The sequence below is a fragment of the Comamonas sp. A7-5 genome (genome assembly GCF_039581385.1).
GTDB classification, from domain to species: Bacteria; Pseudomonadota; Gammaproteobacteria; order Burkholderiales; family Burkholderiaceae_C; genus Comamonas; species Comamonas thiooxydans.
This window is the reverse complement of record NZ_JBCPWO010000005.1, coordinates 268,791-284,515: the sequence shown is the minus strand read 5'-3', so window position 1 is coordinate 284,515 and position 15,725 is coordinate 268,791. Positions and strand designations below refer to the sequence as shown.

Annotated in this window: 12 protein-coding genes; 8 read left to right on the top strand and 4 right to left on the bottom strand. The window is 63.4% G+C overall.

Going from position 1 to position 15,725, the window contains the following annotated elements; all coding sequences use genetic code 11:
• Positions 1-252: 252 nt before the first annotated feature.
• A complete protein-coding gene (locus AAIL67_RS11605) occupies positions 253-2,274 on the top strand; it encodes a ligand-gated channel protein (RefSeq protein WP_343484073.1) in 2,022 nt (673 codons plus the stop codon).
• A gap of 80 nt (positions 2,275-2,354) precedes the next feature.
• Complete coding sequence (locus AAIL67_RS11600; RefSeq protein ID WP_343484072.1) at positions 2,355-3,323, top strand: siderophore ABC transporter substrate-binding protein; 969 nt, start codon at positions 2,355-2,357, stop codon at positions 3,321-3,323.
• A gap of 112 nt (positions 3,324-3,435) precedes the next feature.
• Here AAIL67_RS11600 and AAIL67_RS11595 read toward each other — a convergent pair whose 3' ends face one another.
• From AAIL67_RS11595 to AAIL67_RS11585, 3 genes are all read right to left on the bottom strand, one after another.
• Positions 3,436-3,867 (bottom strand): hypothetical protein, encoded by a 432-nt coding sequence (locus AAIL67_RS11595; RefSeq protein WP_343484071.1) that lies wholly within the window; start codon positions 3,865-3,867, stop codon positions 3,436-3,438.
• 101 nt (positions 3,868-3,968) lie between these two features.
• Positions 3,969-4,373, bottom strand: coding sequence for a hypothetical protein (locus AAIL67_RS11590; protein ID WP_343484070.1), 405 nt, complete (start codon positions 4,371-4,373; stop codon positions 3,969-3,971).
• A 99-nt stretch (positions 4,374-4,472) separates the two neighbouring features.
• Positions 4,473-5,894 (bottom strand): heavy metal sensor histidine kinase, encoded by a 1,422-nt coding sequence (locus AAIL67_RS11585; protein WP_343484069.1) that lies wholly within the window; start codon positions 5,892-5,894, stop codon positions 4,473-4,475.
• Between the two features lie 59 nt (positions 5,895-5,953).
• Here AAIL67_RS11585 and AAIL67_RS11580 point away from each other — a divergent pair, with 59 nt between their 5' ends.
• Positions 5,954-6,295: a DUF5713 family protein gene (locus AAIL67_RS11580; protein WP_063663633.1), complete on the top strand. Its 342-nt coding sequence runs from the start codon at positions 5,954-5,956 to the stop codon at positions 6,293-6,295.
• A gap of 10 nt (positions 6,296-6,305) precedes the next feature.
• On the opposite strand, the gene AAIL67_RS11575 is transcribed toward AAIL67_RS11580, so the two are convergent.
• Positions 6,306-6,995: a heavy metal response regulator transcription factor gene (locus tag AAIL67_RS11575; protein WP_003068520.1), complete on the bottom strand. Its 690-nt coding sequence runs from the start codon at positions 6,993-6,995 to the stop codon at positions 6,306-6,308.
• A gap of 147 nt (positions 6,996-7,142) precedes the next feature.
• Here AAIL67_RS11575 and AAIL67_RS11570 point away from each other — a divergent pair, with 147 nt between their 5' ends.
• The 5 genes from AAIL67_RS11570 to AAIL67_RS11550 all read left to right on the top strand — a co-directional run bounded on the left by AAIL67_RS11570 (position 7,143) and on the right by AAIL67_RS11550 (position 15,696).
• Positions 7,143-8,405, top strand: a complete 1,263-nt coding sequence (locus AAIL67_RS11570; protein ID WP_343484068.1) for a TolC family protein — start codon at positions 7,143-7,145, stop codon at positions 8,403-8,405.
• Between the two features lie 15 nt (positions 8,406-8,420).
• Positions 8,421-9,749 carry an efflux RND transporter periplasmic adaptor subunit gene (locus tag AAIL67_RS11565; protein WP_343484067.1) on the top strand — a complete coding sequence of 443 codons (1,329 nt, stop codon included), beginning with the start codon at positions 8,421-8,423 and terminating at the stop codon, positions 9,747-9,749.
• A gap of 162 nt (positions 9,750-9,911) precedes the next feature.
• Complete coding sequence (locus AAIL67_RS11560) at positions 9,912-13,034, top strand: CusA/CzcA family heavy metal efflux RND transporter (RefSeq protein WP_343484066.1); 3,123 nt, start codon at positions 9,912-9,914, stop codon at positions 13,032-13,034.
• Between the two features lie 228 nt (positions 13,035-13,262).
• Positions 13,263-13,436, top strand: coding sequence for a hypothetical protein (locus tag AAIL67_RS11555; RefSeq protein WP_165570867.1), 174 nt, complete (start codon positions 13,263-13,265; stop codon positions 13,434-13,436).
• A 25-nt stretch (positions 13,437-13,461) separates the two neighbouring features.
• A complete protein-coding gene (locus AAIL67_RS11550; RefSeq protein WP_343484065.1) occupies positions 13,462-15,696 on the top strand; it encodes a phospholipase C, phosphocholine-specific in 2,235 nt (744 codons plus the stop codon).
• Positions 15,697-15,725 lie beyond the last annotated feature (29 nt).

The window sequence follows — 15,725 nt, the reverse complement described above, 5'->3', positions numbered from 1 at the left end:
TACAATGAGAATTATTCGCAACAAGAAGACCTTGCTGCAATCTTTGACTCAGCCAGGCATGCACATTGAATGACCGCATGCCGCCATGCCCAGCTGCATGGTTTAGCCAGGACGATCTCATGCGCAGATCGTGATTGCCTTCTTCATCACTCCAACAGCGCGAATGCTTCGCTGACCTGCACCTGCTGTTCGTGGCTTTGGCCATGAGGCGCAGCCGTGCCTGGTCGATGTGCATCTTCTTCCAAACTCATCATGCAAATTCATGCAGCCGCTGCTGCAGGCCTGGCCATGGCCTGCGCGTCTTCGTCTTTCCGTCCTCTGTTCACCACCCGCCGGTCGCTGCGCCCCATGCTGGGCATGGCGCTGGCTGCAGCAGGCCTGCTGACCCACGGGCTGACGGCGGCACAGGAGAAATCTCTGGAGACCGTGGTGGTCACGGCCTCGGGCTTCGAGCAGGAGATCAAGGATGCGCCGGCATCGATTTCCGTCATCACCCGCGAAGAGCTGGAAAAAGGCAGCTACAACAATCTGCATGATGCGCTGCGCGACGTGCCAGGCGTGAATCTGGTGCCTTCGGACAACAACTCCAACGACATCAGCCTGCGCGGCATGGGCGTGAACTACACCCTGATCCTGGTGGACGGCAAGCGCACCAATACCCGCGAAACCCAGGCCAACGGCTCCACGGGTACCGACCAGAGCTGGGTGCCACCGCTGGAGGCGATAGAGCGCATCGAAGTGGTGCGCGGTCCCATGTCCTCGCTCTACGGCTCGGATGCCATGGGCGGCGTGATCAACATCATCACGCGCAAGGTGGCCAAAGAGTGGATGGGCTCCATCCGCACCGAAGCCACGCTGCAGGAGCGCTCGTCCTCGGGCAATATCTACCAGAGCAATTTCTATCTGTCCGGCCCCATACAGACCGATCTGCTGGGCCTGAGCATCTACGGCAACTACAACAAGCGCGGCGAGGACAACATCCTCAACGGCTACAACGACTACGACAATCGCGCGCTCAACGTCAAGCTGGCGCTGACGCCCAACAAGGACCACGACATCATTGCCGAGCTGGGCACGGGCAAGCAGCACTACACCTCGACGCCGGGCAAGACGCTGGCGGCCACGGCTGCACTCAGCGACCGCAAGTTCGAGCGCGACAACTTCTCGCTGCAGCACAAGGGACGCTGGGGCTGGGCATCCTCGGACACCTATCTGCAGCAGGAGAAGACGCGCAATCTGTCGCGCGACATGACCATCAAGAACACGGTGTTCAACAGCAGCTGGGTGGCGCCGCTGGGGGCCAGCCATCTGCTGACCACGGGCGTGAGCTACAACGAGCAGGACCTGAACGACACCACCACCAACACCTTGCCCAATGCCAGCCGCACCAGCATCAACCGCAGCCAGTGGGCCGTGTTTGCCGAGGACGAATGGCGTCTTCTCAAGGACTTCGCACTGACCGGCGGCCTGCGCTACGACCATGACAGCCAGGCCGGCGGCCAGGTCAGCCCGCGCCTGTATGGCGTGTGGAATCTTGCCCCGCAGTGGACGGTCAAGGGCGGCGTCTCCACGGGCTTTCGTGCGCCGTCGCTGCGTCAGACCGTGGGTGACTGGGGCCAGAGCAGCCGTGGCGGCAATATCTACGGCAACCCCGATCTGAAGCCCGAAACCTCGCTGACCAAGGAAATCGGCGTGCTCTACGACAGCGGCGCCGGCACCACGGCAGGGCTGACGGTGTTCGACAACGAGTTCGAGGACAAGATCACCCGCGTGGCCTGCCCCAGCTGCGGCCCGCTCAACAGCTCGGGCCGCGTGCCCACCACGAACATCAATGTGGATAACGCCATCACGCGTGGCCTGGAGGCTTCGCTGGGAACTCAGCTGAGCAAGACGCTGCGCCTGAAGACCAACTACACCTTCACCAAGTCCGAGCAAAAGAGCGGCGAGTTTGCCGGCCAGCCGCTGAACCAGCTGCCACGCCATCTGTTCAATGTCTCGCTGGACTGGAGCCCCACGGCCCAGCTCAACGGCTGGCTCAAGGCTTCCTATCGCGGCAAGGAAAGCGCCCCCACGGGCGGAGCATCCTCGGGCAGCTTCACCCAGAAGAGCTACACCATGCTGGATCTGGGCGGCTCCTACAAGCTCAACAAGACCGTCACGCTGTACGCTGGCATCTACAACCTGCTGGACAAGCAGGTCATCTATGACGGCGTGAATTACGACACCGTGCTCGACGGCCGCCGCTACTGGCTGGGCATGAACGTCAAGTTCTGATCCTGTTCATCGCAGTCCGTTGCCGCAATGCCCGGCAAGGGCTGCCGACTTTTCTTCTGTTTTGCTTTTCAAGGTTCTTCATGCAACAACTGATCAGTCGTCGCGCCGCCGCTGTGGCACTGCTGGCGATGGCCGGCTCCGCCTGGGCGCAAACGCCGCAGTCCCTGCCATCTGCGGCCCAACCCGCCCGCATCCAGGTCCAGCATGCCAGAGGCGTGACCGAGCTGCCTTTGGCGCCGCAGCGCGTGGTGGTCTACGACCTGGCTTCGCTGGACACCATGCAGGCGCTCAAGCTGCCGGTGACGGGAGTGCCCAAGGTTCATTTCCCCGCCTATCTGACGGGCTACGCCGATGCCCGCTACCAGGTGGCGGGCTCGCTGTTCGAGCCCGACTACGAGGCGCTGAGCCGCATCCGCCCCGATCTGATCGTGGTGGCCGGCCGCTCGGCCAGCAAGTACGAAGCGCTGAGCCGTATCGCACCGACACTGGACCTGAGCACTTCGGGCAAGGACTTGCTCGGCGATATGCAGCGCAATGTGACCGCGCTGTCCAGCCTGTGGGACAAGCAGGCGCAGGGCGCGCAGCTCATGCAGCAGGTGCGCAGCGACGTGGAAGCCACCCGCGCTGCCGCGGCCAAGGCCGCGCCAGGCCTGCTGGTGCTGGCCGTCAACAAAAACATGAGCGCCCAGACGCCGGGCTCGCGCTTCGGTCTGCTGCATGACGTGCTGGGCATCAAGCCCGCCCTGCCCGCAGATCCGGCGCAGGCGCGGGGCATTGCGCTGAAGATGGACGATATCGCCAGGATTGACCCCGAATGGCTGTTCGTGATCGACCGCAATGCGGGCACGGGCAGCACCAGGGACAAGGATGGCAAGCCGGTCGTTCCTTCCCAGGTGCTGTTCGACAACGACACCATCAGGAACACCCGTGCGGGCCGCAAGCAGCAACTGGTGTTCGTTGATCCGCAGCTCTGGTATTTGCTGGGTAGCAGCGGCCCCCAGGCCATGCGGGCCAATGCGCAGCAGATTCGCGCTGCACTCGATCGCTAGGCTACGCGGGAGGTGGCAAATTTAATAGCTGCTTTCGCCAATGAATAAAGGGTTTTAATGCATAAAAGCATTGAAACCCTTTATTTTCATGCGCAGCAAGCTATCAAAAGTATCAGGCATCGGGTGCGGAAGGCTCGGGCGGCAGCAACTGCTTGCCAATCAGCTGCCAGGCCTTGGCGGCATCGGCCTGGCCGGCGAACAGATGGCAGCTGGCGGCCGTCATGGCGATGCGGCCGTTCTCGGGCTCCAGGTCGAAGGCCAGCTCGCATTGCGCTGCGGCGTTGGCCCACATCAGCAATGCGTTGCGGTTTTCTTCCTTCTGCAAGGCATGGGCCTCGGCCATCCAGGCCTGTGCCAGACGAAAGGCGGCTTCCGGTTCGTTCATATCGGCCTTGTGCGCCAGATAGAACTCCTTGCCGGCTGCCTGCCAGAAGGCGCGGGCCTGCTCGAAGTCCTGCGTGGCAATCTTCTGGGCCTGCTGCACCAGCGCGTTGCCGGCCTGCAGATGGGCCTGATAGGTGGATGCGTCTTGATCTTGGGACATGGCGCTTATTGTCCTCATTGCCTGGCCTCGCGGAGCGCGACCGCGCGCATCTCCCCTGGACGGCCCCGGGGCATTGCCGGCGCCTGCGGGTAGGCTTGCCGCTAGTAGCGGAAGTCCAGCTGATGCGGGCCCTTGCCGATCTCTGCCGTTTGGGTCTTGCTTACGCCCTCCCTGGTGGTGGCGGTGATCTTGTAGCTGCCGGCAGGCAGCTGGATCAGGCAGACCGGGCCGTTGGCCGTGAAGCGGCTGCTGTCCTTGCCGGAGCTGACCTCGACCACCACATTGGCCAGATAGGCGCCGTCCTTTTGCGCAAACAGCAGCGACAGCGGGTAGTCCTTCATCGCGGCGCGCATGAGCGTGGACTCGTCCTCGCCTATGCCGCCGCAGCTGTAGCGCAGCGCGCCGGCCTGCTGCATATCGGGAATCCGGCCTTGAGCCAGAGCGGGCAGGCCGAGAGCTGCACTGGCGGCCAGAACCAGGCAGGCAGCGTTTCTCAAGCAATGCATGGTGTTTCCTTTCAGCGATGCACGGCCGGCCATCTTGCGGCCTGACCGCGCAGCGCCATGTCATCCCTGCTCGGTGCTGCGTGTGGGCCTCATCGGCTTTTACGCCCGGTTGCCGGATGAAACAGGCGCCCGTGCTTGTGCATCCTGGCCCGCAGGCAGACTCAGCCCGATGCTGGTGACAGACAGGCCGGAGCGTGCAAACGCCTGTCCGCCATGCATGCGCGCGATCGCGGCCACGATGGACAGGCCCAGGCCGTGGTTGCGATCGGCCTGGCTGCGGGCTGCGTCCGAGCGGTAGAAGCGGTCAAACAGCCTGGGCAGGTGTTCTGCGGCAATGGCCTGACCCTGGTTCTGCACCGCCAGCGTGACCTGGCCGGCCTGCGGCGTGCTGATCTGTATCTCTATGCAGCTTCCCGGCGTGGCATAGCGGGTGGCATTGCCCAGCAGATTGGACAGCGCCCGGCGCAGCAATCGCGCATCGACCTGGGCCTGCGCATCGCCCTGCACCCGCACCTGCAGATTAGCCTCCTGCAGCGCGGCCTCGTGATACTCCACCACTTCGTCCGCTAGACCAGCCAGGCTGGCCACCTGAATGCGGTGCGCGCTTTCGCCGCGATCAGCGTGAGAGAGAAAAAGCATGTCCGCCACGATGCCGGCCATGCGCTGCAGATCCTCCAGATTGGAAGCCAGGATATCGCGCAGCTCCCCTGCATCGCGGGGCTTGCGCAGAGCCAGCTCGCAGCTGCTGATGAGCGTGGTCAGAGGGGTGTTGAGCTCATGGGCGACATCGGCGTTGAAGGCCTCCATCTGGCGGTAGGCCACGGCCAGCCGCTCCAGCAGCGCGTTGAACTGGGCAATCAGCGGACGCAGCTCCTGGGGCTGGTTGCTGTCGTCAAGCCTGGTCTGCCAGTCGTGCGTGAGATCCTTGGCGCCCAGTTGCCGGGTCTGCTCCACCAGCGAATGCAAAGGCGCCAGCCCGCAGCGCACCAGCCAGGCGCTGAACAGCGACACCAGCAGAGCACCGCTGACGGCAGCAAGGCCCAGAATCCAGGCCAGCTGGCGCAGCAGGGCATCGTCGGGGCGGCGGTCCAGCATCAGCAGCACCTGTACGAGCTGCTGCTCCTGCGGATCCACATGGGCTGGCAGCACGACGCTGAAGCTGCGCCGTGCGCTGTGAACATCGTCGAGGGGCTGGTGCAGTTTCTCGAACAGCAGCGCGCCGCTGGCATAGCTGACGCGGATCGACATATCCTCGTGGCCCGTGAGAAAGTCGGACAACATGTGCTGCATGCTGGACGCGGAGCGGTTGGCACGCGCCTGTTGCAGAAGATGCGTCACCGTGACCTGCTTTTGCTCCAGGCTTTCCTGCTGGCGCTGGGCCAGTGCCAGCCAGCTGCCCCAGTACACGGCCACGCAGACCAGGCCCAGGCCCAGCATGGTCTGCAGGGCCAGCGAGCGCGACAGCCGGCGGCTCAGGTTCGGGATCTGAGGAGTGCTTGGAGAGACGTGATCAGCGGTCATGAGTGGCTGCTATGCTGGAAGATTCATTGTTTGCGGTTTGCTGGAAAAAGGAACGGACCATGAGTCTTGGTAACGCCATCATGAACAACTACGCCTTCTTGCTGGAGATGTACGAGGACAGCTATTTCCCTGAAGAACTGGTTCGCAAGGGCGAGGATATTCTGAGAGAACTCTGCCTGCAGATAGAGCAGCAAAAGCCGCAGAATCTGGAGCAGCTGTATCGATTGACCCACGCTGCGACCGAGCGTTTCAACGATCTGCAGCAGGAGTTCGAAGAGCAGGGCAGCGAGATGGAGACGGCGGCACGTGAATGCATTGCGGCTGACTTCGAGGCCATTGCCAAGGCTTATGGTTTTGAAGAGGCGGATGTGGAGGAACTGATCGCTCTACGCGAATGGTAAGCACCGGCTATCAGGCATCAAGGCGAAGCTCCAGCACATAGCCCATGCCGCGCACCGTGTGCAGCAGGGGCAACTCGAACGGCGCGTCGAGCTTGAGGCGCAGGCGGCGCACGGCGACCTCGACGACATTGGTTTCGCTGTCGAAGTTCATGTCCCAGACCTGGGAGGCCAGCTCGGTGCGCGACAGCACTTCGCCCTGGCGCCGCAGCAGCAGACTCAGCAGATTGAACTCCTTGGCCGTCAGGTCCAGTCGCTGGCCGGCACGCGTGGCGCGGTGACGCAGCAGATCCAGCTCCAGATCGGCCATGCGCAGCACAGTGGCTTCGGGCGTGGCCTGGGCCTGCAGGCCGCGGCGCAGCAGTGCATGAATGCGGGCCACCAGTTCTGAAAATGCAAAAGGCTTGACCAGATAGTCATCGGCGCCGGCCTGCAGTCCTTTGACGCGGTCCTCCACCTGGGCGCGGGCCGTGAGCATGAGCACTGGCGTCTGGCGGGACTGGCGCAGAGCCGCCAGCACGGCCAGGCCGTCTATGCCGGGCAGCATGCCGTCCAGAATGATGAGGTCGTAGGGCTGCTCGGTGGCCAGATGCAGGCCGTCAATGCCGTTGTGCGCGGCATCGACCACAAAGCCTTCCTCGCCCAGGCCTTTTTGCAGGTATTCGGCGAGTTTGGTTTCGTCCTCGATGACTAGAAGCTTCATGCGCAGATTGTCGAGCAAGTCGGTCGTTTGCGAAGATGACAAATTTGTCATCTTGAGGTCAGAACCCTGTGGGGGCCGCGAGGCTAGATTTGCTCCGCTTGCACAAGACTGCCAATGGAAGGGCAGGCATGCCGGCGGAGCATCACCATGACATTCATCACCAAGGCGGCCGCTGTGTTGCTGGGCAGCGGTTTGGGCCTTTTCGTGCCTTGTGCCTGGGCGCAACAAACTGCGCCCGCAACAGCAGCGGCAGCCGCCCCCATCAGCCTGCAGGCCGCACTGGCGCTGGCCATGGAGCACAACCCCGGTCTGCGAGCGGCAGCGCAGGCCCTGGCGGCCAGCGAGGGGGCGCTGATCCAGAGTCGCGCCAGACCCAACCCCGAGCTGGCCTATTCGCAGGAAGACACGCGCCGCGAAACCAGGTCCATGACTCTGCAATGGAACCAGTCCATAGAGATCGGCGGCAAGCGCGAGGCTCGCATGAAGGCGGCCGGGCATGGTCGCGAACTGGTCAGGACCGAGCTGGAGGCCGCGCAGGCCGGTCTGCGTGCCGATGTGCGCACGGCATTTGCCAATGTGCTGGCCGGCCAGCAACGCGTGCAACTGCACCAGAGGACGCTGGAGATTGCCGCCAGTGCCCGCGATGCCGCGGCCAAGCGCGTGCTGGCAGGCAAGGTGGCTCCTCTGGAGGAAACCAAGGCCCGCGTGGCCGAGAGCAGTGCCGAGCTGGCGCTGGCGCAAGCGCGCTCCGGTCTGCGTGTGGCACGTCAGCAGCTGGCGGCGCTGTGGGGAGCGCAGCCAGCGGCATTTGGCAGCGCGGTGGGGGAGCTGGCGCAACTGCCTGTGCTGCCCGATGAGGGCCTGATGCTGGAAAAGCTGGAGCATTCACCGCAGATGCTGCGCGCGCAGCAGGCCGTTTTTCAAGCCAGGTCCGTCGCCGAGCTCGAGCGTGCCAAGCGCCTGCCTGACCCCAGCGTGAGTCTGGGCATGAAGCGTGCGCAGGAAGTGGGACGCAATCAGCTGGTGGTGGGTATCTCGGTGCCGCTGCCGATTCTGGACAGCAACCGCGGCAATCAGCTGCAGGCGCTGCGTCTGGCCGACAAGGCCGAGGATGAGCTGCTGGCCACGCGCCAGCAAATGTACGCACAGCTGCAGCAGCAACGCGAGCAGCTGCAGACCAGCCGGGCCCAGGCCGAGCAACTGGCGCAGCAGGTCCTGCCGGCGGCCGAGTCCGCTTACGAAGTCGCAGCCAAGGGCTTTGCCCTGGGCAAGTTCAGCTATCTGGAAGTGCTGGATGCCCAGCGCACGCTGGCCGAGGCACGCAGCCTCTATCTGGAGCAACTGGTGGCAACCCATCAGGCGGCTGCGGACATCACCCGCCAACTGGGCGATGTGCCCGGTCTTGAGTAAGAACAAGCACGTATCATGAATTCCACATCCCCTAAGCCCCGCCGCACGGCGATTGCCATCGCCATCATTCTGGCGCTCGGTGCGGCCGCTGCTGCAGCCATTGTCTACGGTACGCAGCCGGCGGCTGTAAGCGCCGAAGGCCACGGTCACGGTGCTGCAGAGAAGAGTCATGCCCATGAAGAAAAGAGCGGGCATGAGCATGACGAAAAAGAGGGGCATGACCATGGCAGCGAGCCTGGGCATGAACAGGCAGCAAGCACCGGAAAACCCGCAGCCAAGCCTGAATCCGCTCATGCCGATGATGAGGATGAAGGTCTGCTCAAACTCGATGCCGCGCGTGCCAGGGCTGCGGGCGTGGCGCTGGCCGAGGCTGGCCCTGCATTGATCGCCAGCATGCTGCAGTTGCCGGGCGAGATTCGCTTCAACGAGGACAGGACGGCTCATGTGGTGCCGCGGGTGGCGGGCGTGGCGGAGAGCGTAGCGGCCAATTTGGGGCAGGTGGTAAAGAAGGGCCAGTTGCTGGCCACCCTGACCAGCCCTGCGGTATCCGAGCAGCGCAGCGAGCTGATGGCCGCGCAAAAGCGTCTCGCACTGGCGCGCACCACCTATCAGCGCGAAAAGCAGCTGTGGCAGGAAAAGATCTCTGCCGAGCAGGACTATCTGCAGGCCCAGCAGGCACTGCGCGAGGCCGAGATCGCGTCCGCCAATGCGCAGCAAAAGCTGGCTGCGATCGGTGCCGGCTCAGGCTCTGCCGGGGCGCTGAACCGATTCGAGCTGCGCGCGCCCTTCGATGGGGTGGTGGTGGAAAAGCATCTTTCCGTGGGCGAGGCCGTGCAGGACAGCACGGCCGTGTTCACCATCTCCGATCTACGTTCGGTCTGGGCCGAAATGAAGGTGGCCGCCAGCGACCTGCCCTTTGTGCGCGTGGGCGAAAAGGCCACTGTGCATGCGACGGCCTTTGAATCGAAAGCCACGGGGACGGTGGCCTATGTGGGCGCCTTGATAGGGCAGGAAACCCGCACGGCACCGGCACGCATCACCTTGGACAACCCGGATGGCATCTGGCGTCCGGGCCTCTTCGTGAATGTGGATCTGACGGCATCCAGCCAGAAGGCGGCGGTGACGGTGGCCAGTGTGGCCATCCAGAAGATCGACGGCGACAAGCCCGTGGTGTTTGTTCCGGTGGACGGCGGCTTCAGGGCGCAGGCCCTGAAGCTGGGCAAGACCGATGGCCAGAACACCGAAGTGCTGCAGGGCCTGAGCACGGGCCAGCGCTATGTGAAGGACGGCAGCTTCGTCCTGAAGTCCGAGCTTGGCAAGGCAACGGCCGAGCATGTGCACTGATTAGCCACCCCCTGAGGCGCGGCGCGCCTTCCCGTTGCACGGCGCCCCCAAGGGGGACGACACCCTCGCCTGGGCGGCCCCGCCGCGAGGCGGCTCTTGCTCGGTGTCTCTGGTTTGGATTGCGCCAGTGTGACAGGGCAGATGAAGATATTTGGAGTTTGAATGTTTGAGCGCATCATCCGCTTTGCGATTGCCCAGCGCTGGCTGGTCATGCTGGCCACGCTTGCCCTGGTGGGCCTGGGTATCTACAACTACCAGCGTCTGCCCATCGATGCCGTGCCCGACATCACCAATGTGCAGGTGCAGATCAATACCTCCGCTCCCGGCTATTCGCCGCTGGAGACCGAGCAGCGCGTCACCTTCCCCATAGAGACCGTGATGGCCGGCCTGCCGGGGCTGGAGCAGACCCGCTCGCTGTCGCGCTATGGCCTGTCCCAGGTGACGGTGGTATTCAAGGACGGCACGGACATCTACTTTGCACGCCAGTTGGTTAACGAGCGCATGCAACAGGCGCGCGATGCCCTGCCGGCGGGCGTCGCGCCTGCGCTGGGGCCTATCTCCACGGGGCTGGGCGAGATCTATCTGTGGACCGTGGAGGCCGATGAGGGCGCCACCAGACCCGACGGCTCACCCTATACACCCATGGATCTGCGCGAGATCCAGGACTGGGTCATCAAGCCCCAGCTGCGCAATGTGGCGGGAGTGACCGAGATCAATTCCATCGGCGGCTTCGCCAAGGAATATCTGGTGGCGCCCCAGCCGCAAAAGCTGGCGGCCTATGGCTTCACGCTGGCCGATATCGTCGCAGCGCTGGAGCGCAACAACGCCAATGTGGGTGCCGGCTATATCGAACGCCAGGGCGAGCAGTATCTGATCCGCGCACCGGGACAGGTGGGGGGTATTGCCGATATTCGCGAAGTCATCGTGGGGTCGGCACAAGGCCAGCCGATTCGCGTGCGCGATCTGGCCGATGTGGGCCTGGGTCGCGAGCTGCGTACGGGGGCTGCCACGGACAACGGTCGCGAAGTGGTGCTGGGTACGGTGTTCATGCTGATTGGCGAGAACAGCCGCGCAGTGGCGCGGGCGGTGCATGAGCGCATGCAGGTGATCAACAAAAGCCTGCCGCCCGGCGTGAAGGCCGTGACGGTGTACGACCGCACCAATCTGGTGGACAAGGCCATTGCCACGGTCAAGAAGAACCTGATCGAAGGGGCGGCGCTTGTCGTGGCGATCCTGTTCCTGTTTCTGGGCAATCTGCGGGCAGCGCTGATCACTGCGCTGATCATTCCGCTGTCCATGCTGTTCACCTTCACGGGCATGGTGCAGATGCGCGTCAGCGCCAATCTGATGAGCCTTGGGGCGCTGGACTTCGGCATCATCATTGACGGCGCGGTGGTTATCGTGGAGAACTGCGTGCGCCGTCTGGCCCATGCCCAGGCAGCAGCAGGCCGATCGTTGACCCGCAGCGAACGTTTTGAGGAGGTGTTTGCGGCAGCCAGGGAGGCAAGGCGTCCGTTGTTGTTCGGTCAGCTCATCATCATGGTGGTCTATCTGCCCATTTTTGCGCTCACCGGTGTGGAAGGAAAGATGTTCCACCCCATGGCGCTGACGGTGGTGATCGCGCTGCTGGGTGCCATGCTGCTGTCTATCACCTTCATCCCTGCCGCGATTGCGCTGTTCATGGGCGACAAGGTGGCAGAGAAGGAAAACCGTTTGATGGAGTGGGCGCGCCGTGCCTATGCGCCGGTGCTGGACAAGGTCATGCATGCACCAGCAGTGGTGTTGACGGCGGCCAGCGTCATCGTTGCCCTGAGCCTGCTGCTGGCCACGCGCATGGGCAGCGAGTTTGCACCCAATCTCAATGAGGGCGACTTTGCGATTCAGGCCTTGCGCATACCGGGCACCAGCCTTACGCAGTCGGTGCAGATGCAGATGCAGATCGAGAGCGAGCTCAAAAAGCAGTTCCCTGAAATCGAGCGTGTGTTTGCGCGCACCGGAACGGCCGAGATCGCGTCGGACCCGATGCCGCCCAATATCTCGGACGGCTACATCATGCTCAAGCCGCGTGAGCAATGGCCCGATCCGGCGCGCTCGCGTGACGATCTGCTGGCTGCCGTACAAGAGGCTGTGGAAAGGATTCCGGGCAGCAACTACGAGTTCTCGCAGCCGATTCAGCTGCGCTTCAATGAGCTGATCTCGGGCGTGCGCAGCGATGTGGCCGTCAAGATCTTCGGCGACGACATGGCTCAGCTGGAAAAGTCCGCGCAGGCCGTGGCCGCCATGCTGCAGAAGATTCCTGGCGCCTCCGAGGTCAAGGTCGAGCAGACCACGGGCCTGCCCATGCTCACGGTGCAGATCGACCGCGAAAAAGCCTCGCGCTACGGTTTGAACATGGGCGATGTGCAAGATGCCATCAGCACGGCATTCGGCGGGCGTGAAGCCGGCACGGTGTTCGAGGGAGATCGACGTTTTGCCATCCAGGTTCGCCTGCCCGAGGCCATGCGCAGCGATGTGGACAGCATAGGCCGCCTGCCGATTGCGCTGCCGCGCGGCGGCGACGGGCGTCTGGGCTTTGTGCCGCTGTCATCGGTGGCGACGGTGGAGCTGGCACCGGGGCCCAACCAGGTCAGCCGCGAGGATGGCAAGCGCCGTATCGTTGTCAGCGCCAATGTGCGCGGGCGAGACATCGGCTCCTTTGTGGCACAGGCTCAGCAGGAACTCGAAGGTGTTGCGTTGCCTGCAGGGTACTGGACACGCTGGGGCGGAACCTTCGAGAACCTGGAGTCGGCCCGCCAGCGCCTGATGGTCGTGGTGCCCGTGGCGCTGGCGCTGGTGTTCACGCTGCTGTTTGCCATGTTCGGCAACGTGCGCGACGGTCTCATCGTCTTCACTGGTATTCCGTTTGCGTTGACGGGCGGGATTGCGGCGCTGTGGCTGCGCGGAATTCCGCTGTCCATTTCGGCGGCCATCGGCTTTATCGCACTCTGCGGCGTGGCCGTGCTCAACGGCCTGGTGATGATTGCCTATATCCGTTCGCTGCGCGAGCAGGGCATGGGCGTTGAACAGGCCGTCACCGAAGGGGCGCTCACGCGTCTGCGTCCCGTGTTGATGACGGCCCTGGTGGCATCGCTGGGCTTTGTGCCCATGGCGATTGCCACGGGAACGGGGGCCGAGGTGCAAAGGCCGCTGGCCACGGTGGTGATTGGAGGCATTCTTTCGTCCACGGTGCTGACGCTGTTGGTGCTGCCGCTGCTGTACAGACTTGGTTATCAGAAGCGCCAGTAGCCGTGCAAGCGCCAGCGTTCTGACTGGCATTTTGATGTTCTCTGCACAGGGCCGATGCGAATGCATCGGCCCTTTTTGCATGGCGCTTCGTGCCGGGCAAGGCTTGCGAATCTTGAGCGCTGGCCCGATGCGAAGAAACGTACTGAAACACGGACGTCATCGGGATGACACGAGCTTTTCCTAGATTCTTGCCGGTCGAAACCTGTCGACATCAAAGCGAAAGACTCCATGCAAAACAAGCGTTTGATCAAGGCGCTGGCGCTCGCCTGTCTGACGGCCGCCACGCTGGCCGCCTGTGGTGGCAGCGATGACAGCCCGCCTGCTCCCACAAACCCGACCAATCCCACGACCCCCACGAACCCCACCGAGCCGGCCAAGCCGGAGATGCGCTGTGCTCCCTGAGCGCGGTGACAGACAAGGCTTCACCATGATTTCGCGACGCAACCTTCTGCAGGCCGGCAAGAACGCCGCCTTTTCCGCTGCCGCACTGGCGGCCTTTCCGCCCAGCATCCGCCGTGCGCTGGCCATTCCGGCCAACAATGTCACGGGCACGCTCATGGACGTACAGCATGTGGTGATCCTGATGCAGGAAAACCGCTCCTTCGATCAGTACTTCGGCACCCTCAAGGGGGTGCGCGGCTTTGGCGACCGGATGACGATTCCCGTGCCCAACGGCCGCAAGGTCTGGCAGCAGGAGCGTGCCAACGGTACGGTCATCACGCCCTACCATCTGGACGGAACGGCCAACAACGCGCAACGCGTTTCCGGAACCCCTCATTCCTGGCTGGACAGTCAGCAGGCCTGGGACAACGGCCGCATGTCGCGCTGGCCCGTGGCCAAGACGGACACCTCCATGGGCTATTTCAAGGAGCAGGAGCTCCCCTACCAGTTCGCGCTGGCCAATGCCTTCACGATCTGCGATGCCTACCACTGCGCCATGCACACTGGCACCGACGCCAACCGGTCATTCCACATGACAGGTACCAACGGTGCCATACCGCAGAACGTGGCCTTCGTGAATAACGAGTGGGATGCCATCAACGGCGTGCCCAGCGACGCCAACACCGGCTACACATGGAAGACTTATGCCGAGCGGCTGCAGGAAGCCGGGGTGAGCTGGATCAGCTACCAGAACATGCCCGACGAGTGGGGCGACAACATGCTGGGGGCGTTCCAGAACTTCCGCAGAGCGAATCTGGCCTCCGGCTTTCCGGTCTCCAGCGGCGGTGCGCCCAATGCGCCGTATACCAACACCGGCCAGGCCTTGCCCTATCACGCCTATGATGTGGCCAGCGACAACGCGGCCAACCCGCTGTACAAAGGCGTTGCCAACACCTTGCCTGGCAACAAGCCCGAGGAATACCTGGACGCCTTCAAGCGCGATATTCGCGAAGGCAGGCTGCCCCAGGTGTCCTGGGTCAATGCACCGTCCATCTATTGCGAACACCCCGGCCCATCCAGCCCGGTGCAGGGCGCCTGGTTTCTGCAGGAGGTGCTGGACGCGCTGACGGCCAATCCCGAGGTCTGGAGCAAGACCGTGCTGCTGGTCAACTTCGACGAGAACGACGGCTACTTCGACCATATGCCTTCGCCCTCGGCGCCATCGCAGAACGCCGACAAGACCTATGCAGGCAAGACCACGCTGCCGGAGGCCGATCTGCAGGCCGAGTACTTCACGCATGGCGCGCCGGTCGGCAGCCGCAGCCAGCCCGCCCCCGATGGCCGTGTCTACGGTCCCGGGCCGCGCGTTCCGCTGTATGTGATCTCGCCCTGGAGTCGTGGCGGCTGGGTCAACTCGCAGGTATTCGACCATACGTCGGTGCTGCGTTTTCTGGAGGCACGCTTTGGCGTGAAGGAACCCAATATCAGCCCGTTCCGTCGTGCGGTATGTGGAGATCTTCTGAGTACCTTCAACTTCAAGACGCCGAACAACGAGACCCTGCCCGTGCTGGCTGGACGATCCACACGCGATGTCGCCGACCAGCTGCGTGCCGATCAGCAAAAGTTGCCCGCCGTGCCGGTGCCGCGCGATATGCAACTGCCTTTGCAGGCGGTCGGTACGCGTCCGTCGCGGGCCTTGCCCTACGAGCTGCACACCAGTGCGCGCTGTCAGGCCAACAGCAAGGTGGAGCTGGTGTTTGCCAACACCGGTACACAGGCGGCCGTCTTCCATGTCTATGACCGCTACAAGCTGGATCGCACGCCGCGCCGCTATATGGTGGAAGCGGGCAAGACGCTGGCCGATACCTGGGATGCCGTGCGCGACAATTTCGGCAAGTACGACCTCTGGGTGCTGGGCCCCAACGGTTTTCACCGCCACTTCAAGGGCGACCTGAATCGCCTGGGCAGTACACAGGCTGCCCCCGAGGTGCGTGTCTGCTACGACATCGCCAATGGCAATGTCTACGTGGATCTGATGAACAAGGGCGCTCAGGCTGCGGTGTTCACCATCACACCCATGGCCTACCTGAGCGACGGTCCATGGACGGTTAGCGTTGCCGCTGCCGCCAGCGCCGAGAGGCATTGGGAGCTGAAGGCCAGCGGTCAATGGTATGACTTTGCCGTAACCTGCAACAGCGATCCGGCGTACTACCGGCGCTTTGCCGGCCGCGTGGAAACCGGTCAGCACACGATCAGCGACCCGGCCATGGGCGAGGTATAGCGACCATGCGGCGCCTTTGCTGACCTGTC